The sequence below is a fragment of the Actinoplanes sp. GCM10030250 genome (assembly GCF_042666575.1).
Lineage (GTDB): Bacteria > Actinomycetota > Actinomycetes > Mycobacteriales > Micromonosporaceae > Actinoplanes.
On the sequence record NZ_JBHTDO010000038.1, the window covers coordinates 23,431 to 45,604 of the forward strand.

The following is a 22,174-nucleotide window of genomic DNA, read 5'->3' on the forward strand; positions in this document are numbered from 1 at the left end:
AGTGTGGTGGAGCCCACTCATGATCACCCTGGTGGTGGCCTCGTAGGGTCAGCCCAGTAGCTGCCACTCCGCGAGTTGGGTCATCGGCGCACCGTGGTTCGCGGTTATCTGCAACCGGTAGTGCTGGTAGGCACCCGGATTCCCCGGGATGACGAACGCCCGGGTCTGCCGCCGGTCCGCGAAGTCGAGGCCGGTGCGGGTGTCCAGCGTGACCCAGGTCGTGCCGTCGGCCGACCCCTGCAGCGTCCAGCTTCGCGGGTCCCGTTCCGGGGCGTCGTTGCCCGAGGTGAGCGTGTACTGCTTGACCGCGACCGCGCCGGCGAGCCGATCGGTCAGGGTCGCGGTGGCCGCCGTGGTGAGCCACTTCGTCGCCGAGTTGTCGTCGACGAGCGCGGCCTTGGTCTCGTTCGGCGGGTTCTCACCGGTCACGGTCAGCGTGCCGCCGGTGGCCCGGTCGGTGAGCTGGGCCGGTCGGCCGGTGCCGGTGGTGAGCGAGGGCGGCAGGTCGGCGGCGGCGCTGCCCCACGACGACGGGTTCGGGCCCATGACGAACTCCAGCGTGCCGCCGCCGAGCAGGTCATTGTGGGTCAAGAAATTCTTTGCGTACGCCACGCCGTTCAGCTTCACGCTCTGCACATAGCGGTTCGTGTCGCTGACCCCGGGCGCCGAGACCGTGAAGGTGCGCCCGTTCTCCAGCTTGACCGTCGCCCGCGGGTGCAGCGGAGCGCCGATGGTGTAGTCGGTGCTGCCCATCCGGGCCGGGTAGAAGCCGAGCGCGGCGAACACGTACCACGCCGACATCTGGCCGTTGTCCTCGTCGCCGAGGTAGCCGCTGCCCGGGCCGGGACCGTACTGGGTGGTCAGCACGTGGCGGACCCGGTCCTGGGTCTTGGACGGGGTGCCCGCGTAGTTGTACATCCAGAGCATGTGGTGGATCGGCTCGTTGGAGTGCGCGTACTGGCCCATGTTCGCGTCGTAGGCCTCCCGCATCTCGTGGATGACACCGCCGTAGCAGCCGGGCAGGTAGTCGCGGGACGCGGCGAACACCGAGTCGATCTTCGCGGCGAGCTGGGCGCGGCCGCCGTACAGGTTGGCCATGCCCTGCGGGTCGTGCGGCGCCGGCGTCGCGTAGTGCCAGGCGGCGCCCTCGGTGAACTCGCAGCCCCAGTTGTTCGGCTTGAAGTCGGCGTCGCTGGTACGCCAGTTCCCGTTGCTCTGCTTGCCGCGGAAGAAGCCGACCGAGGGGGAGTAGAGGTTGGCGTAGTCGAGCGACCGGTTGCGGAAGTACGCGGCGTCCTCACCCTTGCCGAGCGCCGTGGCCATCTGCGAGATGCCGAAGTCGTTCGTCGCGTCCTCGAGCGTCCACGCCGCCGACTCGCCGGCCGTGTCGGTGGGCACGTATCCCTTGAACAGCGACACCTGGTTGCCGATCCGGCCGTCGCGCGACGCCGGAGCCCAGACCGACGCGTTCTTCACCATCGACGCGTACGCCGCCGCGGCGTCGAAGTTGCGGATGCCCTTCAGGTACGCGTCGGCGAACGCCAGATCCTGGTTGCTGCCGACCATCAGGCCGACGCTGTGCGGCCCGGACCAGCGCGGCGTCCATCCGCTCTGCTTGTACGCGTTGACGAACCCGTCGAGCATCTCGCCGGTTCTGGTCGGTTCCAGCAGCGTGTAGAGCGGCCAGGCGGCGCGCGACGTGTCCCAGAAGCCGTTGTTGACGTACATCTGCCCGTCGTGGACCTGGTTGTCGTACGGGCTGTGGTGGCGGCGCACCCCGCCGACCATCTCCGAGCGATTGTTCGGGTACATGAACGCCCGGTACAGGTTGGAGTAGAACGTGATCAGCCGGTCGGCGGAGGCACCCTCGATGTTCAGGACACCGAGTTTGGTGTCCCACAGGGCGGCGGCTTCCTCCCGTACGGTATCCAGGTTTTTGTCACCCACCTCCTGCGTGAGGTTGCTGCGAGCCTGCGCCACGCTGATGAAGCTGGTGGCCATCCGGAGCGTGACCTGCTCGCCCGCGCCGGTGGCGAACCGGACCCAGCTCGTCGCGCCCTGCCCGGTGATCGTGCCGGAGGCGGTGATCGGCTTGTCCACGGTGGCGTGCACGAACATCCGCTGGCCCCGGTGGGTGATCTCGCCGGAGATCGTCCGGGCCGCGGTGTCGACCGCCAGCGACCCGCTGCCGCTGTCCACGGTGTCGAAAAGGATCACCGCTTCGCTGGTGGCGGGGAACGCGAAGCGCATCACACCGGCGTGGTCGGTGGGCGCGATCTCCGCGGTGATGCCGTAGGTGTCGAGCCGGGTCTTGTAGTAGTGCGCCTTGGCCACCTCGTTGGCGTGGCTGAAGGCCGACTTACGGGCGTCCGGTGTGGATTTGACCGCGCCGGTCATCGGCATGACCTGGAGCTGTGCGTAGTCGGCGATCCACGGGCTGGGCTCGTGGCTGACGCCGAAGCCCTGCACTGTGGTGTCGTCCCACTCGTAGAGCCAGTTGTCGCTGTTACCGTTCGTCATCGGCGTCCAGAAGTTGAAGCCGTGCGGCACGGTGGCGCCGGGGAACGTGTTGCCCAGCGAGTACCCGCTGGTGGAATCGGAGCCGCGCCGGGTCTCCACGTAGTCGCTGAGCCGCGCCGTGACGGCGTCCTGGGAGATCTTGATGTCGTCGAAGTAGCCCCGGAACGTTCCGGTGCTCGCCGGCTGGTCGTAGCCGATCAGGATCCGGTCGATCGTCTTGCCGGCGACGTAACCGCCGATCGCCGAGGTGACCGGGTTCCAGGTGTCGAAGTTGAGCACCGACCCGCTGCCCTGGAATGTCGGGTGCACCCGGACGCCGTGCTGGTCGACCGCGCCGGAGTCGCGCAGGAACGTGCCGTCGGTGAAGGCCAGGTCGAGGGCGACGTCCAGGTGGCCGCCGGACTGCGGATACACCCAGTACGACAGCGTGGTGGCCGCGCTGACCGGCAGGTCCACATCGAAGATCCGCTGGTACGAGTACGACGAGGTGGTGCTCTGGTCGTTACCGGAGTACATCAGCGCCGCCGAGCCGATCGCGGTCTCGTTGCGTACGCCGCTCTCCATCCCGGTCAGCGCGCAGCAGTACCCGCCGACGCCGGCGCTCGACTCGGTGCTGTTCGTCCAGGTCGGCTGCGTCTGCCCGGTCTCGAAGCCGGAGCTGAAGTCGCCCGGCGCGGCGGCCGCCGGGCTACCGGGAATGACGGTCATCAGACCGGCGAGCAGGGTCGTCACGCCGATCAGCGCACGGATCTTCATGGGCCGCTCCCGGGCATCCAGAGTCGTCTATGACATCGTTGTCAGTACGCTTGCAGCACGGTGTGGACGTGTCAACGGTTTACTGTTCCGAAACCTTATGAATCGAAGATCCGCCATACTGGGCCGCATGTCCGAGGAGGATCCGGCCGCCCGGCCGCCAACCCTGAGCCAGGTGGCGGCTCGCGCCGGCGTGAGCCTCAAGACCGCGTCCCGCGCCCTCAACGACGAGCCCAACGTGGCCGTCGGCACCGGGCGGCGGGTGCGCGAGGCCGCCGACCAGCTGGGCTACCGGCTGAACGGCCTCGCCCGCGAGCTGCGCCGCGGCGGGACGTCAGCGCTGGTCGGCCTGATCAGCGGCGACCTGGCCAACCCGTTCTACTCGGCGGTGGCCAGCGGCGCCGAGCGTGAGCTGCGCCGGCACGGCCTGCTGCTGGTGACCGCGAACAACGACGAGGACGCCGAACGCGAGCACGAACTCGTCGGCGCCCTGCTCGAACGCCGGGTGCGCGCCCTGCTGATCGTCCCGAGCGGCGCCGGCCCGCAGCTGCCCGCCGGGGTCCCGCTGGTCTTCCTCGACCGGCCGCCCCGGGGCCTGGCCGCCGACAGCGTGCTGATCGACAACGACGGCGGAGCGCGTTCGGCGGCCGAACACCTGCTCGCCGGCGGGCACCGCCGGATCGCCCTCGTCGCCGACCTGGTCCGGACGGCGTCGCAGCAGGCCCGGATCGAGGGCTTCACCGCGGCGATGCGGGCAGCGGGCAACGCGGACTGGGAACCGTACCTGCGCACCGACGTCCACGACGCGGTCACCGCGGAGCGCACGGTCGGCGAACTGCTGGCGCTGGACCGGCCGCCGACCGCGTTCTTCACCACGAACAACCGGCTGACCACCGGGGCGATGCGGGCGCTGACCGGGCGGCCGCGGCCTCCGGCCCTCGTCGGTTTCGACGACTTCGACCTGGCCGACCTCGTCGGTACCACCGTGGTGGCGCACGACATGACGGCGATGGGACGGGAGGCGGCGCGGCTCGCATACGCCCGAATCGGCGGCTACACCGGCCCGCCACGCACCGTGGTGATCCCCACCGCCCTGGTCACGCGGGGCTCGGGCGAGCGGCGGCCCCCTCACCTCTGACGCTCACTGCCCGGAAGTGCTGTCAGCAGACGATCCCGCGACCGAGCCGGCGGCATCTCGGTGAGCCGTGTCATCGTGACGGCGTAGGTCACGGCCATGGCCCGAGGCTGATGCCGCGGGACTCCCGGGTCGGACAGCAATCGATGGCCCGGCACCGCCCGACGCGACGCGCCGGGCGCCGGACCACTCATGGTGAGCACGAGCTCGGCCGTATGCCGTTGTGCGGAACGTCGGTGCGGTTCTGACCACACCGATGTCCCTCGATCCCAACAGGCCTTGCCAGCGCGCCGCCCGCCCGGCCAGAACCGCACCCGGCCACCCTGCACAACGGGCTCGAGCGCATCCCGCGCACTCGCCCGCGGACAGCAACCATCGGTATCCGGAAGCGGCTCACCGCGGCACGCCGCGCTATGAGGACGGACCCCGTGTGCGTCGGCGGACCCGGGCGGTAGGCCGAGACTCTAACCGCGCCAAAGTCCCGTCACGGCAGTCCCGTCCACCGTATGGAGGAAACGTGAGTGGTCGACGCTTCACGCACGGTTTGCAGTTGGCGATTTCCGCGACGGTCATGACATCGACCCTGCTGGCGACGGCGGCCTGCGGTGGGTCTGACGCTGCTTCCGGGTCGGCTCCCGGGCCGGCCGCCGAGCCCTCCACAGCGGCGGTAGCGAGTTCCCCGACACAGGTGCCGAAGGCCGCCAAGATCGAGGTGCCGCGCGGGGTCGGCCTGGACTATCAGTCGGCACAGGACCTCTGGCGCGCTGCGGGACTGCACGTGGCGCCGGCGAAGGATGCGACGGGCGAGAACCGGATACCGGTGCTCGACGCGAACTGGATCGTGGTGTCACAGGACCCGGAGGCGGGCGCGATGGTGGACGCGGGCTCCTTCATCACCGCGACGGTGAAGAAGGACAGCGACGACTGACCCGCGGGGCGGCGCACCGCCGCTCGGCGCGGATCAGGCGGGCTGGGTGGCGCTCAGTGGATCGGCGAGCAGATGTTCGAACGCCAGCTCGGCCGCGCCCACCAGGGGAGCGTCGGCGCCGAGCAGCGGGACACCCAGGCGCACGCCTTCGCGGAACGCGGGCAGCACCATGCCGGACACGCGCTCCCGGACGTCGTCCGCCGCCGCGAGGTAGATTTCGCGCAGGACGCCGCCGAACAGCACGATCTCGGGGTCGAGGATGTTGACCAGGTTCGCGACACCGTGGCCGAGCCAGCGCGCGACCTCCCGTACCGTGCTCTGGGCTTTGTCGTCACCGGATCGCGCTGCCGCGACCACCGCCAGGGCGCCCGCCTCGGAGGTCCGCAGCAGCGCCGCCTCGCCCGCCTCGGAGGTCCGCAGCAGCGCCGCCTCGCCCGCCTCGGTCTCCCAGCAGCCGCGCGAGCCGCAGCGGCAGCGGTGCCCGTCCGGGTCGACGACCATGTGCCCGACCTGCCCGCCGAAGCCGCCGTGCCCGGTCGCGGCCCGGCCGCCGGTGATGATGCCGGCGCTGATGCCGGTGTCCCCGTGCAGGAAGACGACGTTGTCGAGGCCGCGGGCCGCGCCGCGGACGTGTTCGGCCCGGGCGGCGAGGTCGGCGAGGTTACCGACCAGCAGCGGGCGGTCGTGGGGAAGCGCTTCGACGAGGGCCGCTTCGACGCCCGGGTCGGTCCAAGCATCCCGGGCGGTGCCGGCGACAGCCACGCCGTACCCCAGCAGCGTGCCGCTGTCCGGGGCCTGCGTGTGTAATCGGCGCACGAGGCGGCCCAGGATGTCGACGGTAGCCTCGGGGCCGGTGCCGGGGGAGGGCCGTACGGTGAAACTGTCCAGGACCTGCCCGCCGAGGCCGACGCAGGCGGCCCGCAGGCGGTCCACCTCGATCGTCAGTGCGTAGGCGTAGCAGCGGCTGGTGTTGGTGCGGACCACCGGTGACGGGCGACCGGCCCGCCCGTTGGCCGGCGGCAGGTCCTCGTGGACCAGGCCGGCGGCGGCCAACTCGGTGGCCAGTGCCCGGATGGTGCTGCGGTTGAGCCCGAGCCCGGCGGTCAGTTCGGCGCGGGAGGTGCCGCCGCGCAGGTGTACGTACCGTAGGAGAGCGCCGAGGTTCTGCCGGTGGATCGTCTCCTGCGGGGAGAGTGCCACGCCATGATCCTCCGTCGCTGCGACGACCGGGTGCCCCCGCCGAAGGCGGAGACACCCGATTTCGTCACTGTGGGTCGCTTACCGGTGGGGCTTGATTACTTGGTGAGCGGGGCGAGCTTCGGGTCGTTGGCGTACGCCTCGGCCGCGTTGGCCTTGGTCACGATGACCGGCTCCAGCAGGTAGGCCGGGACGACCTTGACGCCGTTGTTGTACGACTTGGTGTCGTTGACCTGCGGGTCGTTACCGGCCTGCAGGGCCTTGACCATGGTGATGGTCTCGGCGACGAGCTTGCGGGTGTCCTTGTTGATCGTGGAGTACTGCTCGCCGGCGACGATCGACTTGACCGACTCGACCTCGGAGTCCTGACCGGTGACCACCGGAACCGGCTTGCCGGCACCCTTGACGGAGGTGATGATCGCGCGGGCCAGCGTGTCGTTCGGCGAGAGCACGCCGTCGATGGTCTTGTCACCGGTGTAGGTGGAGTTCAGCAGCGAGTCCATCCGGCTCTGGGCGTTCTCCGCCTTCCAGCCCTGGGTGGCGGTCTGCTTGACGTCGGTCTGCTTCGAGCCGACGATCACGTCGCCCTTCTCGATGGCCGGCTTGAGGACGTCCATCGCACCGTTGAAGAACACACCGGCGTTGTTGTCGTCCGGCGAGCCGGAGAACAGCTCGATCGTCCACGGGCCGGTCGCCTTCTTGGCCTTCATGCCGTCCAGCAGGGCCTGGCCCTGGAGCTGGCCAACCTTGAAGTTGTCGAACGCGATGTAGTAGTCCAGGTCCGGGGTGTTGGTGATCAGCCGGTCGTAGGCGATGACGACCGCGCCGGACTCCTTGGCCTGCTTCACCTGGGTGGAGAGCTGAGCGGCGTCGGTCGCGCCGATCACGATCACCTTGGCACCCTTGGTGACCATCGCGGTGATCTGGGCCTGCTGGTCGGCGACCGTGGTCGAGGCGCCCGCGTACTGGACGTCGCCCTGGAAGCCGGCCTCCTTGAGCCCGTTGGTGAACAGGTCACCGGCGAGCACCCAGTTCTCCGAGGTCTTCGACGGCAGCGCGACGCCGATGAGCGAGTCGGCGGCGAAGCCCTTGGCGGGAGCGGCGGCGTCGCCACCGGTCTCGCCGTCACGCTCGTTGGAGCCGCAGGCGCCGATGCTCAGCGCGAGCACGGCAGCGGCACCGGCCGCGAACCCCTTGGTGAGGAAACTGCGCATGGTGAATGGAACCCTTCTTGTCAGGTTTCTTTTCGGGGGGTGAAAACCGGTCAGCGCGAGGCGGGAGTCTTCTCCTGCTCGGTGCCGACCTGTGCGCCTGCGACGGGGTCACCCGCCGGTTCGCGCTTGAAAGGTCGCATCAGCGATCCGATGACCGAGAAACGGCCCTGCTTCTTGTTGTAGACGTCCAGGGCGACCGCGCCCAGCAGGAACAGGCCCTTGATGATCTGGACCATGTCGGAGCCGGTACCGGTCAGCTGGAGGCCGTTGTTCAGCACTGCCATGACCAGACCGCCGACGATGGCGCCGCTGACCGTGCCGAGGCCGCCGGAGACCGCCGCGCCACCGATGAAGACCGCGGCGATGGCGTCCAGTTCCCAGCTCAGGCCGTCCTGCGGGCCGGAGGCCGCGGACCGCGCCACGAAGATCATGCCGGCCAGTGCGGAGAGCACCGCCATGTTCATCATGACCAGGAAGTTGACCCGGCGGAGCTTGACGCCGGACAGCTCCGCGGCGCGGGCGTTGCCGCCGACCGCGTAGATGTGCCGGCCACCGGCAGTGTTGCGGGTGTAGAACGAGTACCCGATCACCAGGACGGCCAGGATGATGCCGGAGATCGGGAAGCTGGTGCCGACCCGGCCACCGGCGAAGCGCAGCGTGGCGAAGACGATCACGCCGACCATCACGGCGAGCCGCAGGATCGAGACCCACAGGGGTGAGGGCTCGGCGCCCTCCATCTCCTGGCGGACCTTCCGGGAGCGCAGCTCACGCCAGATCACCGCGAGGCAGGCGACCAGGCCGAGCAGCAGGGTGAGGTTGTTGTACCCGGTGCTCGGGCCGACCTCGGGCAGGTAACCGGCGCCGATCTCACGGAAGCCCTCGGGCACCGGGACCGTGTCGGCGTTGCCGATGTACTGGTTGCCACCGCGGAACAGCAGCATGCCGGCCAGGGTCACGATGAACGCCGGGATTCCGACGTAGGCGACCCAGAAGCCCTGCCAGGCGCCGATCAGCGCGCCGACGGCGAGGCCGAGCAGGATGCCCAGCGGCCACGGCACGTCGTGCTCGGTGATCGCCTTGGCCACCACGATGCCGACGAACGCCGCCACCGAGCCGACCGACAGGTCGATGTGGCCGGCGACGATGACCATCAGCATGCCGATGGACAGGATCGAGATGTACGCGTACTGCTGGGTCAGTGCGATCAGGTTGCCCGAGGTGAGCGTGAGCCCGTCGGTCCGGATCTGGAAGAACAGGATGATCGCCACCAGCGTGAAGATCATTCCGAACTGGCGGGCGTTGGACGTCGAGCCTCCGAAGAGGTTCTTCTGCAGGTCTCTGATGCGGCTCATCGTGTCGGCGTCTTCTTCGTCGAGGTCATCTGCTTCATGAGGAGTTCCGGCTCGGCCTCGCTGCGCGCGATCTCGCCGGTGATGGTGCCTTCGAAAACGGTGTAGATGCGGTCACAGAGACCGATCAGCTCGGGCAGTTCCGAGGAGATGACGATGACGCCCTTCCCCTCGTCGGCGAGCTTCTGGATGATGCCGTAGATCTCGTACTTGGCACCCACGTCGATCCCACGGGTGGGCTCGTCGAGGATGAGCAGGTCGGGATCGGTGAACATCCACTTCGCCAGCACGACCTTCTGCTGGTTGCCACCGGAGAGCTTGGTGACACCCTCGTCGACCGTGGGCGTCTTGATACGCAGGCTCTTCCGGTAGGCCTCGGCCTCGTGGTACTCGGCCGTCTCGTCGACGACACCGCGCTTGGTGATCTTCGACAGCTTCGCCGCGACCACCGAGGTCTTGATGTCGTCGAGCAGGTTGAGGCCGATCGCCTTGCGGTCCTCGCTGACATAGGCCAGCCCGTGCCGGATCGCGTCGGCCACCGACTTCAGCTCGATCTCGCGGCCGTCCTTGAAGATCTTGCCGCCGAGATACACGCCGTACGACCTGCCGAACAGGCTCATCGCCAGTTCGGTGCGGCCGGCGCCCATCAGGCCCGCGAAGCCGACGATCTCGCCCCGCCGCACGGTGAAGCTGGAGTTCTTGCACACCAGCCGTTCCGCGGAGATCGGGTGGCGCACCGTCCAGTCGCGAACCTCGAAGAACACATCGCCGATGTTCGGGGTGTGATCCGGGTACCGGCTCTCCAGGTCACGGCCGACCATGCCGCGCACGATGCGGTCCTCGTCGGCACCCTCGCCCTGGACGTCGATCGTCTCGATCGACCGGCCGTCGCGAAGGATCGTGATGGAGTCGGCGATCGCCTCGATCTCGTTGAGCTTGTGCGAGATCATGATCGATGTGATGCCGCGACCCTTGAACCCGCGCAGCAGGTCCAGCAGGTGCTGCGAGTCGTTCTCGTTGAGAGCGGCCGTCGGCTCGTCGAGGATCAGGAGCCGGACGTCCTTGGCGAACGCCTTGGCGATCTCGACGAGCTGCTGCTTGCCGACACCGATGTCCTTGATCAGCGTGTCCGGGTCCTCGTCGAGACCGACCCTGGCCATCAGCTCGAGAGCCTGATGGTTCGCCGCCTTCCAGTCGATGCGCCCGAACCGGCGAGGTTCGTTGCCGAGGAAGATGTTCTCGGTGATCGACATGCCGGGTACCAGCGCGAGCTCCTGGTGGATGATCACGATGCCGGCGTGCTCACTGGCCCGGATGTCGGCGAACCGAGCCTCCGAGCCCTGATAGATGATCGACCCGTCGTAGGTGCCGTACGGGTAGACCCCGCTCAGCACCTTCATCAGTGTCGACTTGCCGGCGCCGTTCTCCCCGCAGATCGCGTGGATCTCGCCGGCCCGGACCGCCAGGTTGACGTCCGACAGTGCCTTGACGCCGGGAAATTCCTTGGTGATCGCCCGCATCTCGAGCAGTGGAGGTGCACCCTCCATGTTCGCCTCCAAACCGGGACGAATCGATGAGTCTCGTATGTAACGCCCGTGTGTTGGGACTGTAAATCTAATTGTTTTAATAAGTCAATCGATCTTCGCATCATTGAGGTTACGGAACCATGGAGGGCTGATCACGTGCGACGAACAGGGACAAATCTCCCCAAGGTCGGCCTGTACAACCGTGCCGTCGTGCTCGACCAGATCCAGTTGGCCGACGGGATCAGCCGCATCGAGATCGCGGAGCACTCCGGGCTCACCCCGCAGAGCGTGTCCGGCATCGTCCGCCGGCTCATCGACGAGGGCATCGTCCGCGAGGACGGCTCGCAGGCATCCACCGGTGGCAAGCCCCGCACCCTGCTGCGCATCAACGCCGGCGCCGGGCTCGCCGTCGGCGTGCACTTCGACCCGTTCGAACTGTCCTGCGTCGTTGTCGACCTGAACGGAAAACCGCTGGTCGCGATGCATCGGCCGACCCCGCCTCTGGCCGGGCCGGAGCGGGTCACCGAGGCCATCGCCGAACTCGTCGACGAGGTTCTGCTGACCTCCGGGGTCCCGCGCGACAAGGTGCTCGGGCTGGGCCTGGCCACACCCGGGCCGATCGATCACTCGCTCGGTGTCCTCGTGGGGCCACCACAGCTCACCCGATGGGAACGTGTGCCGCTCAAACAAATGCTGGCCGAGGCCACCGGACTGCCGGTCACGCTGGACAACGACTCCACCGCCGCCGCCATCGGGGAGCGGTGGGCCGGTGCCGGCCGGGGGGTGGCGGACTTCGCGTACTTCTTCTTCGGCGCCGGTGTCGGCGGCGGCCTGGTGCTGAACCACCAGATCTATCGGGGCGGCTCGATGAACGCGGGCGAGTTCGGCCATACGTCGATGAAGGCGGACGGGCCGCAGTGCTACTGCGGCAACACCGGCTGCCTGGAGAGCCTGATCAACCCACTCGCCCTGGCGGCCGACGCCCGGCGGCGCCTCGCCGACGGGCAGAGCTCCGAGCTGGAGAGGTTGTTCCGCAACGATCCGGCCGCTGTCGACTACACCGCCGTACGCCTCGCCGCGGCCGCCGGTGACCAGCTCGCGATCGAGGTGGTCGAGACCGCCGCCGGCTGGCTCGCCACCGCGGTGGTCGACATAGTCAACATCCTCGACGTCGACCTGGTCATCCTCGGCGGGCACAGCCTGCGCCACGTCGAGGACCGCTTCCGCCGCGCCACCGAACACGCCCTGGCCACCCGTACGCTGGCCCGCAACATCCGGACGGCGAAGGTCGAGTCCTCCCCGCTCGGCGCCGACGCCGCGGTGGTGGGCGCGGCGGCCCTGGTGCTCTACGCCACCTACTCGCCACAGGTGTCCGACCTGCTGTCCCTCTGAGCACCCGCGTACCGTCGAGGTTGTGCCTGACGACGATGCCGCCGCCTCCGCTCTGCGGTCGGCGGCGCGGCTCGGGCCCTACTTCACCTGGGAACCGTATGACGACGGGCCCGGCTGGCGGCCATTGCGGACACTGCTCGACCCCACGGTGATCGCGGAGCGGGTCGGCGCCGGCCGGCGGACCCTGGCGAGAATGGGTGGCCTCGCGCCCCGCGACATCGAGGAACGCGCCGCCGCCTCGATCATCTTCCTCGGCCTCGCGTCCCGGCTGCTCTCACCCGTGCTCGGTGCAGTGGCGGTCGGCGGTGCGCTGCCGATCCCCGACCGGGAGCGGATGTGGTGGCGCCCGGTTGAGGGCGGCCCGATGCCGATCGCCGCGCGCGGTCTGACGGCACAACAAACCCGCGTGGGCGCGGCGCCGACGCTCGCCCGCACCGCGATCCAGGGCCTGGTCGAACCGGTGCTCGACGTCTTCCGCGAGCGGTTCGCCCTGTCGCCCCAGGTGCTGTGGGGCAACGTCGCGTCAGCCCTGGGCGGTGCCGCCGGCATGATCGCCGACGCCGCACCCTCCTGCGCCGAGCGCGCCGCGTCCGTTGTGGAGGCTGTGCTCGACCTGGAGCCGCTGCGGGGTACCGCCCGGCTGATCCGTCCCGACCCGGCGAAGGCACGCTGGTTCCTGGTCCGCAACAACTGCTGCCTCTACTACCGGATCCCCGGCGGCGGCACGTGCGGCGACTGCGTCCTGACCCCCGAACCGGCCCGGCTCCGCACCTGGGCCGCCGCGCTGCGCTCTGGGGAGTGATCTTTATCCGACACACCATATGGGTGTGACTTCGTCTCTGCCGTCCATATATGGTGTGCCCCGCAGCTGGTTCGGCCGGTCCGCTCAAGGGCCCGGCCGAGGCAACAGGGAACCCGGTGTGATACCGGGACTGCCCCGCAGCGGTGAGTGGGAACGACAGCCGTCAACGAAGCACTGGGCCCCGGCCTGGGAAGCGACGGCCAGTAGGAGCGAGCGGGACGCCCACGAGTCCGAAGACCTGCCAGCGCGCCGCACGTACCGCGTGCGGCGGTCGAAGGCCGCGTGGGACGGCTGACGCCACGGAACCGGCCGCCCCGCGCGGGCCGGTGGCGTCACCCCGCGTGTCTTTCGGCCCTGTCGAGAGGGCATGGAGGAGTGGGCCGTGACGGTCACACCGGAGAAGACCACGGTGCCGGAGCAACGCCGGCACGCGATGCAGGTCCGTAAACGCAACGGGGACCTGGAACCGGTCGACGTCAACAAGATCGTACGGGCGGTCGAGCTCTGGGTCGCCGACCTGGACGAGGTGGACCCGCTGCGGGTCGCCACGAAGACGATCAGCGGGCTCTACGACGGCGCGAGCACCGCCGAACTGGACCGGCTGTCGATCCAGACGTCCGCCGAGCTGATCAGCGAGGAGCCGCAGTACTCGCGGCTGGCGGCCCGGCTGCTGGCGGCCTTCGTCGACAAGGAGGTCCGCGGGCAGGGCGTGGCGAGCTTCAGCCAGTCGATCCGGTACGCCCACGCGCTCGGCCTGATCGGAGACGAGACCGCCGCTTTCGTGGCCGGCAACGCCCGCAAGCTCGACGACGCCGTCGACGTCTCCGGTGACCTGCGGTTCGAATACTTCGGCCTGCGTACGGTCGCCGACCGCTACCTGCTGCGCCACCCCCAGCAGCGGATCGTCGTGGAGACACCCCAGTACTGGCTGCTGCGCGTCGCCTGCGGCCTGTCGCAGACCGCGGCCGAGGCGATCGGCTTCTACCGCCTGATGTCGTCGCTCGCCTACCTGCCGAGCTCACCGACCCTGTTCAACTCCGGCACGAGGCACACCCAGATGTCGTCGTGCTTCCTGGTCGACTCGCCGAAGGACGAGCTGGACTCGATCTACGAGCGGTACCACCAGGTGGCGAGACTGTCGAAGTTCTCCGGCGGCATCGGCATCTCCTGGTCGCGGGTGCGTGGCCGGGGTGCGCTGATCCGCGGCACGAACGGCAGGTCGAACGGCATCGTCCCGTTCCTGAAGACCCTGGACGCGGGTGTGGCGGCGGTCAACCAGGGCGGGCGGCGCAAGGGTGCGGCCTGCGTCTACCTGGAGCCGTGGCACCCGGACATCGAGGAGTTCCTCGAGCTGCGGGACAACACGGGGGAGGAGTCCCGGCGTACCCACAACCTCAACCTGGCGAACTGGATCCCCGACGAGTTCATGCGCCGGGTCGAGGCCGACGGCGACTGGTCGCTCATCGATCCGTCCGACGCGCCGGAGCTGCCGGATCTCTACGGTGCGGCGTTCGACGAGGCCTACCGGCTGGCCGAGAAGAAGGCGGTCAAAACCGTCAAGGCCCGGGACCTGTACGGCCGGATGATGCGCACGCTCGCGCAGACCGGCAACGGCTGGATGACGTTCAAGGACCGCTCCAACGCGTGTTCGAACCAGACCGGTGCGGCCGGCAACGTGATCCACCTGTCGAACCTGTGCACCGAGATCCTCGAGGTCAACTCCGACGACGAGACGGCGGTGTGCAACCTCGGCTCGATCAACCTGGGCGCGCACGTCACCGCGGGCGGCGTGGACTGGGAGAAACTGCGGGCAACGGTACGCACAGCGGTGACCTTCCTCGACCGGGTCATCGACATCAACTTCTACCCGTCGCGGCAGGCGGAAGCGTCGAACCCGCGCTGGCGGCCGGTCGGCCTGGGGCTGATGGGATTGCAGGACGCGTTCTTCACGCTGCGGCTGCCGTTCGACTCGGAGGCGGCGCGCGAGCTGTCCACCCGGGTGCAGGAGGAGATCTTCCTCACCGCCCTGGAGGCGTCGGCCACCCTCGCGGAACGGTTCGGGGCGCATCCCGCGTACGCCGAAACCCGTGCCGCCAAGGGTGACCTGCATCCGGACCTGTGGGGTGCCACGGTCTCGCAGAACGCGCGCTGGAATGCGCTGCGATCGAAGATCGCCGATTACGGTCTGCGTAATTCGCTGCTCGTCGCGATCGCGCCGACGGCCACGATCGCGTCCATCGCCGGCTGTTACGAATGCATCGAGCCGCAGGTCTCCAACCTGTTCAAGCGCGAGACGATGTCCGGCGAGTTCCTTCAGATCAACACTTATCTGGTACGGGAACTCAAGGCCCGAAATCTGTGGACCGCCGCCATTCGCGAGCAGATCAGGCGCGCCGAAGGTTCGGTGCAGGCGATCGCGGAACTGCCCGCGGAGGTGCGCGAGTTGTTCCGCACCGCCTGGGAACTGCCGCAGAAGGCTCTGATCGATCTGGCCGCCGCACGGGCACCGTTCATCGACCAGTCGCAGTCGCTGAACCTGTTCCTCAGCGCACCCACCATCGGCAAGCTCTCGTCGATGTACCTCTACGGCTGGAAAGCCGGCCTGAAGACCTCGTACTACCTGCGGTCGCGCCCCGCGACGCGCATTCAGCAGGCGACGGTGTCGCTCATCCCCGCGATGACACCCGCCGAAGTCTGCTCCCTGGAGAACCCCGAATCGTGTGAGGCCTGCCAGTGATGCTGCTCGACCCCGGAATGGACCTGACCCTGCGGCCGATGAGGTATCCGCACTTCTTCGACCGGTTCAAGGACGCCATCAAGAACACCTGGACCGTCGAGGAGGTCGACCTGCACTCCGACCTCGCCGACCTGGCCAGGCTGACCCCCGCCGAGCAGCACCTGGTGTCGCGGCTCGTCGCGTTCTTCGCCACCGGTGACACCATCGTGGCGAACAACCTCGTGCTCAACCTCTATCAGCACATCAACTCGCCGGAGGGCCGCCTCTATCTGTCCCGGCAGCTGTTCGAGGAGGCCGTGCACGTCCAGTTCTATCTGAACCTGCTCGACACCTATGTCCCCGACGAGGCGGAACGGTTCGCGGCGTTCGCGGCGGTGGAGAACATCCCGTCGATCGCCCGCAAGGCCGAGTTCTGCTTCAAGTGGATCGACTCGGTGTTCGAACTGCGCGCCCTGCGGACGAAACAGGACCGGCGGGCGTTCCTGCTCAACGTGATCTGCTTCGCGGCGTGCATCGAAGGGCTGTTCTTCTACGGCGCTTTCGCCTACGTGTACTTCCTGCGGTCCCGCGGTGTTCTCCAAGGCTTGGCGTCCGGGACCAACTGGGTGTTCCGTGACGAATCCATGCACATGGCTTTCGCCTTCGACGTGGTCGACCAGGTCCGTGCCGAGGAGCCGGATCTGTTCGACGCCGAGATGGAACAGCAGGTGCGCGACATGCTCGCCGAGGCTGTCGAATGTGAGGTGCAGTTCGCCGCCGACCTGCTCGACCAGGGCGTCAGCGGAATGTCGCCGGCCGATATGCGGGAATACCTCCAGCATGTGGCGGACCGGCGGCTCACGGCGCTCGGCATCGCACCGGTCTACGGCAGTAGCAACCCGTTCGCCTTCATGGAACTGCAGGACGTCCAGGAGCTGTCGAACTTCTTCGAACGCCGCGTCTCCGCCTACCAGGTCGGCGTAACCGGAACCGTGACCTTCGACGACGACTTCTGAGGCGCCATCCCCGGTGAAACACGCCTCAGGCCGGCAAACGGCCGGGACCATGTGGTCCCGGCCGTTTCGCCTGTCTGTGCCGATCCGCTCAGGGGAGGGTGGCGATGTCGCCGTAGAACTTGTTGATCTTCTGGACGGCGGATTCGAAGTCGACCAGGTCGAGCGGCTTCGTGACGAAGGCACTGGCGTGGCCGGCGTAGCTGGAGACGATGTCCGGCACGGCGTTGGAGGTGGTCAGCACGACCACCGGGATCGCCGTCAGCTCGGCGTCGCCCTTGAGTTCGAGGAGCACCTCGCGACCACCCATGCGGGGCATGTTCAGGTCGAGCAGGATCAGGTCCGGCCGCTTCGCCCCGGCATAGTCGCCTTCGCGCCGCAGGTATTCCAGGGCCTGGCTGCCGTCGGCAACCCGGTGCACGACGGGCGGAACCGCGGACCCCTCGAGTGCCTCTTCGATCATCAAGGCGTCCGCGTCGTCGTCGTCGACGACCAGAACGTCAAGAGCCCGGACACTCACCAAGACCGCCACCTCGTTATCGCTCGGTTGCTCGACGGGTCAGGCCGCGACGCCGTCGATCTGCCTGCGCAGTTTAGCCAGAGCCTTGGTGAGCAGGCGGGAGACGTGCATCTGGGAGATTCCGACCTGGTCGGCGATTTCGGTCTGCGTCAGGTTGCCGTAGAAGCGCAGGCTGACGATTTTCTGCTCGCGCTCGTCGAGGCTGGCCATCGCGGGACCGAGAGCCAACCGCATCTCGGCGAGGGCGAAACCGTAGTCCTCCTCGCCCAGCGTGTCGCCGAGCGTCATGCTGCCCTCGGCGTTGGCCGGCGTGGAGAGGCTCGTCGAGTTGTATGCCCGCGCACCCTCGAGGCCCTCGAGCACCTCTTCCTCGGAGATCTCCAGGTGGGTGGCGATGTCGGCGACCGTGGGGGAGCGGCCCAGCGTGTGGTGCAGGGTGCTGTTGGCCGCGGTGATCGACAGCCGCAGCTCCTGGAGGCGGCGCGGCACCCGGATCGACCAGGTGCGGTCGCGGAAGTGCCGCTTCAGCTCACCGACGATGGTGGGGATGGCGAACCCGGCGAACTCGAAGCCGCGCTCGGCGTCGAAACGGTCGACGGCCTTGATGAGTCCCATCACGGCGACCTGCTGGAGGTCGTCGAACGGCTCGCCGCGGCCGGCGTACCGGTTGGCCAGGTGGCGGGCGAGCGGGAGCCACGCCTCGATCGCCTGGTCCCGCAGCGCGGGCCGCGACGGGTGCCCTTCCGGCAGAGCCGTCATCGCCGCGATCAGCTCGCTCGCCCGGTCGGCGGTCGCTGTGGAGTCGGGCTTGACCTGCGTACGGCTGACGGGAACGGCAGTGGCGGTCATGGGGCTCCTTGCATTTGCTACCGGCTCGGCGCTGAGGCCAAATTTGCTGTGAGGCAAGTAATGCCACGGTGGACAGGGTTCTAAACCCACCCGATCGGGTAATCCCGATCGGATAGGCATGCGGTGTGACTCAGCCCACGTGGATCACGCCATCTCGAACGTCGCCCAGACCCGCTTACCACCCTCGGTGGGGTACCAGCCGACCTCCTTGGCGAGACGCTGGGCCAGGACCAGCCCGAGGCCGCCGACGGGCCGCCGGTCGTCGACCGCCGGAGTGGATTCACGGCCGGTGTCGAGAACGTCGATGACCAGCTTGCCGTCCGAGCGCTGGAGCATCACCACCGCCGGCGGGCGGCCGTGCCGCAGCGCGTTCCCGGCGAGTTCGGTGGCGACTATCGTGAGCCGTTCGGTCAGGTCCTGGCGGTCGGCGGCATCGGTCAGCCGCTCCGCCACCACCTTCTGCAGTGCGGCGCGCAGCGCATGCAGTTCGGGGGCCTCGCCCAGCGTCCAGCGCGCGAGCTCCTCGTCGAAGCTCGGCGGACGCCGCATACTCCAGCCCGTCATGACCGCACTCTCTGCCCAGTTTTCCCGCGCCAATGCCGCGAGCCCCGCTTTATCGCCGATACCTCGATCATGGCAGGCACCTGCCGCTGTACGCCATCGCCGATGCCGCTCATCTGCGGCGACGTCCTCAGCGCGGCTCAACTGGGTAAGCGGTGCGACGGTGACGCCCGGCGCGCCTCACCGCCTCGCACCCGGCTCTCACTCGGCTCTCAATCGGCGGGCGATGTCCGCGATGTCCGCCGACGCGTCTGAAGCAGAGATCAGAGTGAACCTGGGAACCAACCGGGCCCGCCGGACGACTTGATCGAGTGGCGCCGCCGGACGGCGCCGATCCGAGTCCCGGCTGACAAGGAACAACGGTGTCCCTTCCCGACCTCACGGCGTACACGCCGCACCGCACGAACCCCGACGCTGACTTCGAGGGCACGGCGGTGCCCGGCCTGCGCGCCGACTTCTACCGCCGTGCCGACGGCGAGCGGATCGCCTCCGTCGGCCACTACACCTACCGGGGGCGGGAGGTGCTGATGGCCTGGGGCTACGTCGACGAGGAGCACTGCCGCCGCCACGCGGTGCACGACCCGGCCGGCGGCTGGCAGCCGGTGGTGGACGGCTGCCCCGACGTGCGGTTCGTCCGCGAGGGCGAGGCGGTGGTGGGCCTCGAAGTGCGAACACCGGCGGGGGAGTGGCTGCGCGCCGCCGTCAGCTGAGGCCCAGCAGCGGTGGCAGTATCCGCTGAAGGTGGCCGGTCTGCGTCTCCCAGGCGCGGGCCAGGTCGAGCAGCCCCTCGTCGTCGTGGTTGCGGCCGATGACCTGCAGGCCGATCGGCAGGCCGGACGCGCCGAAGCCGGCGGGGACGGCCAGGACCGGCGCGTTGATCAGGGTGCCGATCGCGGTCACCTCCATCCACCGGTGGTAGGACGACATCGCGGTGCCGCCGATCCGGTCCGGCCAGTGCAGGCTCGCGTCGAACGGCATGACCTGGGCGGTCGGCAGCACCGCGAAGTCGTACGCCCGGAACAGCTCACGGAACGCGCGATACATGTCGCTGCGCAGCGCGGACCCCTTGAAGACGTCGGCGGCGGTGAGCCCGGTCAGGCCCTCGTACTCGTAGATCGCCTCCGGTTTGAGCAGCGGGCGCAACTCGGGGATGTCGTGGACCGCCTTGATGCTGGAGCCGGCGAGCCAGTGCCGGTAGGTCAGCCAGGCCGGCCAGAGATCCCGCTTGCCGGTGAAGGCACCGGATGAGGGCAGGTCGTCGAGGGTCGTCACGGTCATGCCGAGCGCGGTGAAGTGGCCGAGCGCCCGGGTCGTGACGTCGAGGACCTCGGGTTCCATCGGCAGGTAACCGCCGAGGTCACCGAACCAGGCGATCCGCTTGCCGCGAGGGGACGCCGGGGCGCCGTGCAGGGAGAGGGGAGCGCGGTCGTCGTACCCGGCCATGGTGTGCAGGAGCAGGGCCAGGTCGGTGGCAGTGCGCGCGATCGGGCCCGCGACGCCGGCCTGGGATACGAACAGCTCGCCGCCGTCCGAGGGCACGCGGCCGGGGGAGGGGCGCAGTCCGTACACGTTGTTCCAGCCGGGCGGGTTGCGCAGGGAGCCCATGAAGTCGCTGCCGTCGGCGACCGGGACCATCCGCAGGGCCGTGGCCACCGCCGCTCCGCCGCTGCTGCCACCGGCCGACCTGGTCGGAACGTAGGCGTTTCCGGTCGTACCGAAGATGGTGTTGTAGGTGTGTGAACCCAGTCCCAGCTGCGGCACGTTGGTCTTGCCGATGAAGATCGCGCCGGCCGCACGGAGACGTTCGGCGAAGAGCGAGTCGGTCGTGGCCGGCTCGAGACCGGTGAGTGGGATCAGCCCGGCCGTGGTGGGCAGGCCGGCCACGTCGGCGAGGTCCTTGACCGCGTGCGGGAAACCGTGCATCCAGCCCTGGTGGGTGCCCTCGCGCAAAAGGCGATCCTTTTCGGTCGCCTCGGCGAGCAGATCGGCGCGCGGGCGCAAGCTGACGATGGCGTTGACCTCGGGGTTGACCCGGTCGATGTGATCAAGATGGGCGGCCATCACCTCGGCGCAGCTCACCGCGCGGGTGCGGATCGCGGCGGACAGCTCGGCGGCGTTCCAGTCGACGATGCGATCGGGCATCAGCGTACTTCCCGTCTATTATGCGGTGATAACGCCCGCGACCGTGCGATCATCCGCTTCGTCGGCTGGTAGCGGGGGTGGAGATCAAGTGGTCAGGTCCGGAAAACGTCGTGCGCCGCTGTGGGCGCGGCTCGGTGTCGCCGCGGGATGCCTCCTGCTGATCCCGGCCGGCGGCACCCTCGTCGCCGAGCGGGCGGTGCGGGCCGGCACCACCGGCCCGGTCAACATTCTGCTCGTCGGCATCGATCCGCGCGACGAACACACCGCCCCGCTCGCCGACACGATCATCGTGGCGCACATCCCGGCGAACCGGCAGGGCGCGTACCTGTTCTCGCTGCCCCGTGACCTGGTGGTGCACATCCCGGCCTTCGCGACGAACGGCACGGTCGCCCAGCGCGCCAAAATCAACGCGGCGATGGCGCTCGGCAGCCGCACCGGCGACCGCCGGTACAGCGCCGCGCAAGGCTTCGAACTGCTGGCCAGGACGGTCGGCGGGGTGACCGGGATCCCGCGGTTCGACGCCGGGGCGATCCTGAACTTCGGCGGCTTCAAGAAGGTCGTCGAAACGATGGGCGGCGTCAAGGTGGCCGTCGACCAGGACGTCGTGTCCGAGCACCGCAAGCCCGACGGCACGCCCCGGGATCGCCTGCCGCAGTGTCCGGTCCACAGCGACTGCCTCCGGCCCTACACCGGACCTCAGAAGACCTACCCCAAGAGCACTTCTCCCGTACGCCTGAAAGGTTGGGAAGCCCTCGACTTCGTCCGTCAGCGCTACGGCCTGCCCCGGTCCGACTACGACCGCCAGCGTCACCAGAGGCAGTTCGTGAGGGCGATGGCGAAGAAACTGCGCTGGTCCCTGCGCTCCGACCCGGGCTACCTGCTGAAGGTCACGGCCTCCGCCGGCAGCTCCTTCACCTTCGTCGGCGGCGGGCGCACCGCTGTGGACTGGGCTGCCGAACTCAACGACCTCCGGGTCAGGGAAATGACGACGATCGGCCTGCCGGGCGGGCCGCTCTTCGAAGACGGCAGGTACCGCGGCGAGCAGTTCCCCCCAGCCGTCGGCCCGTTCTTCGCCGCGGTCGCCCAGGACCGCATCGCCCCCTTCCTCGTCGACCACCCAGGCCTCGTCAGCGTCGACAGCTAGGCGCCTCCGCCGCTGACGGCGCCAATGCCCGGCCCCGGCCGTCGCTCAGGCACCGAATGCGCCGGCGATTACGTGTCGCGGCTACGGCTGCGTCGCCTCAGCCGTCGGTGAGGTACCCAACCGCGCCTTGTGTCCGGAGCTGTTGGTCGGGTGGCTCGGAGGGTGGATGCCGAGGCGGTGGAGGGCGGTGGCCCGGACTCGGCAGACGCGATGGCAGCCGATGGTTCCGTCGGGCTTGCGGATGCGGTACTGGTCGATGCGGATCTCAGTGGCGTCGAAGGGGCTCCAGTCGATCCCCCAGCCTCGCAGTCAACCCTGCCAGGCCCGGTGCCACTCGCGCTGCGGCATGTCGCCGGCGCTGGACAGGATCACCACCCACTCCGCATCGCTCATGATCGAACAATAGACGGTTC

At 68.9% G+C, this 22,174-nt stretch carries 17 protein-coding genes and 1 riboswitch; of the genes, 8 read left to right on the top strand and 9 right to left on the bottom strand.

The window, feature by feature from the left end:
- Nucleotides 1-48 precede the first annotated feature (48 nt).
- Nucleotides 49-3,276 (bottom strand): GH92 family glycosyl hydrolase, encoded by a 3,228-nt coding sequence (locus ACFQV6_RS35555; protein ID WP_378032069.1) that lies wholly within the window; start codon nt 3,274-3,276, stop codon nt 49-51.
- A 127-nt stretch (nt 3,277-3,403) separates the two neighbouring features.
- Here ACFQV6_RS35555 and ACFQV6_RS35560 point away from each other — a divergent pair, with 127 nt between their 5' ends.
- Both ACFQV6_RS35560 and ACFQV6_RS35565 read left to right on the top strand, forming a co-directional pair.
- Complete coding sequence (locus ACFQV6_RS35560; RefSeq protein ID WP_378032070.1) at nt 3,404-4,411, top strand: LacI family DNA-binding transcriptional regulator; 1,008 nt, start codon at nt 3,404-3,406, stop codon at nt 4,409-4,411.
- Nucleotides 4,412-4,925: 514 nt separating this feature from the next.
- Nucleotides 4,926-5,336: a PASTA domain-containing protein gene (locus tag ACFQV6_RS35565; protein WP_378032071.1), complete on the top strand. Its 411-nt coding sequence runs from the start codon at nt 4,926-4,928 to the stop codon at nt 5,334-5,336.
- 33 nt (nt 5,337-5,369) lie between these two features.
- Here the strand turns inward: ACFQV6_RS35565 and ACFQV6_RS35570 are convergent, their stop codons facing one another.
- The 4 genes from ACFQV6_RS35570 to mmsA all read right to left on the bottom strand — a co-directional run bounded on the left by ACFQV6_RS35570 (nt 5,370) and on the right by mmsA (nt 10,643).
- Nucleotides 5,370-6,536 (bottom strand): ROK family protein, encoded by a 1,167-nt coding sequence (locus ACFQV6_RS35570; RefSeq protein WP_378032072.1) that lies wholly within the window; start codon nt 6,534-6,536, stop codon nt 5,370-5,372.
- Nucleotides 6,537-6,631: 95 nt separating this feature from the next.
- Nucleotides 6,632-7,747 carry a substrate-binding domain-containing protein gene (locus tag ACFQV6_RS35575; RefSeq protein WP_378032073.1) on the bottom strand — a complete coding sequence of 372 codons (1,116 nt, stop codon included), beginning with the start codon at nt 7,745-7,747 and terminating at the stop codon, nt 6,632-6,634.
- A gap of 50 nt (nt 7,748-7,797) precedes the next feature.
- A complete protein-coding gene (mmsB, locus tag ACFQV6_RS35580; protein WP_378032074.1) occupies nt 7,798-9,099 on the bottom strand; it encodes a multiple monosaccharide ABC transporter permease in 1,302 nt (433 codons plus the stop codon).
- Nucleotides 9,096-10,643, bottom strand: coding sequence for a multiple monosaccharide ABC transporter ATP-binding protein (gene mmsA / locus ACFQV6_RS35585; protein WP_378032075.1), 1,548 nt, complete (start codon nt 10,641-10,643; stop codon nt 9,096-9,098). Before mmsA ends, mmsB begins: the two co-directional genes overlap by 4 nt.
- A 135-nt stretch (nt 10,644-10,778) precedes the next feature.
- Between mmsA and ACFQV6_RS35590 the strand changes: the two genes are divergently transcribed.
- The 4 genes from ACFQV6_RS35590 (at nt 10,779) to ACFQV6_RS35605 (ending at nt 16,548) form a co-directional block, all read left to right on the top strand.
- Nucleotides 10,779-12,014 (top strand): ROK family transcriptional regulator, encoded by a 1,236-nt coding sequence (locus ACFQV6_RS35590; RefSeq protein ID WP_378032076.1) that lies wholly within the window; start codon nt 10,779-10,781, stop codon nt 12,012-12,014.
- A gap of 22 nt (nt 12,015-12,036) precedes the next feature.
- Nucleotides 12,037-12,816, top strand: a complete 780-nt coding sequence (locus ACFQV6_RS35595) for a (2Fe-2S)-binding protein (RefSeq protein ID WP_378032077.1) — start codon at nt 12,037-12,039, stop codon at nt 12,814-12,816.
- A 50-nt stretch (nt 12,817-12,866) separates the two neighbouring features.
- A riboswitch (cobalamin riboswitch) is annotated at nt 12,867-13,077 on the top strand.
- Nucleotides 13,078-13,183: 106 nt separating this feature from the next.
- Entirely contained in the window at nt 13,184-15,553 is a 2,370-nt protein-coding gene (locus ACFQV6_RS35600) for a ribonucleoside-diphosphate reductase subunit alpha (protein WP_378032078.1), read from the top strand.
- Nucleotides 15,553-16,548: a ribonucleotide-diphosphate reductase subunit beta gene (locus ACFQV6_RS35605; protein WP_378032079.1), complete on the top strand. Its 996-nt coding sequence runs from the start codon at nt 15,553-15,555 to the stop codon at nt 16,546-16,548. The genes ACFQV6_RS35600 and ACFQV6_RS35605 overlap by 1 nt, the downstream gene beginning before the upstream one ends.
- 88 nt (nt 16,549-16,636) lie before the next feature.
- On the opposite strand, the gene ACFQV6_RS35610 is transcribed toward ACFQV6_RS35605, so the two are convergent.
- From ACFQV6_RS35610 to ACFQV6_RS35620, 3 genes are all read right to left on the bottom strand, one after another.
- A complete protein-coding gene (locus tag ACFQV6_RS35610; RefSeq protein ID WP_378032080.1) occupies nt 16,637-17,068 on the bottom strand; it encodes a response regulator in 432 nt (143 codons plus the stop codon).
- 36 nt (nt 17,069-17,104) lie between these two features.
- A complete protein-coding gene (locus tag ACFQV6_RS35615) occupies nt 17,105-17,914 on the bottom strand; it encodes a SigB/SigF/SigG family RNA polymerase sigma factor (protein ID WP_378032081.1) in 810 nt (269 codons plus the stop codon).
- Nucleotides 17,915-18,058: 144 nt separating this feature from the next.
- The gene (locus tag ACFQV6_RS35620) at nt 18,059-18,478 is read right to left on the bottom strand and encodes an ATP-binding protein (RefSeq protein WP_378032082.1); all 420 of its coding nucleotides are present in this window, start codon (nt 18,476-18,478) and stop codon (nt 18,059-18,061) included.
- 359 nt (nt 18,479-18,837) lie between these two features.
- Between ACFQV6_RS35620 and ACFQV6_RS35625 the strand changes: the two genes are divergently transcribed.
- Nucleotides 18,838-19,185 (top strand): hypothetical protein, encoded by a 348-nt coding sequence (locus ACFQV6_RS35625; RefSeq protein ID WP_378032083.1) that lies wholly within the window; start codon nt 18,838-18,840, stop codon nt 19,183-19,185.
- Here ACFQV6_RS35625 and ACFQV6_RS35630 read toward each other — a convergent pair.
- The gene (locus tag ACFQV6_RS35630) at nt 19,178-20,617 is read right to left on the bottom strand and encodes an amidase (protein ID WP_378032084.1); all 1,440 of its coding nucleotides are present in this window, start codon (nt 20,615-20,617) and stop codon (nt 19,178-19,180) included. The two genes, ACFQV6_RS35625 and ACFQV6_RS35630, sit on opposite strands and share 8 nt — an antisense overlap.
- 88 nt (nt 20,618-20,705) lie before the next feature.
- Here ACFQV6_RS35630 and ACFQV6_RS35635 point away from each other — a divergent pair, with 88 nt between their 5' ends.
- Nucleotides 20,706-21,761: an LCP family protein gene (locus ACFQV6_RS35635; RefSeq protein WP_378032085.1), complete on the top strand. Its 1,056-nt coding sequence runs from the start codon at nt 20,706-20,708 to the stop codon at nt 21,759-21,761.
- Nucleotides 21,762-22,174 lie beyond the last annotated feature (413 nt).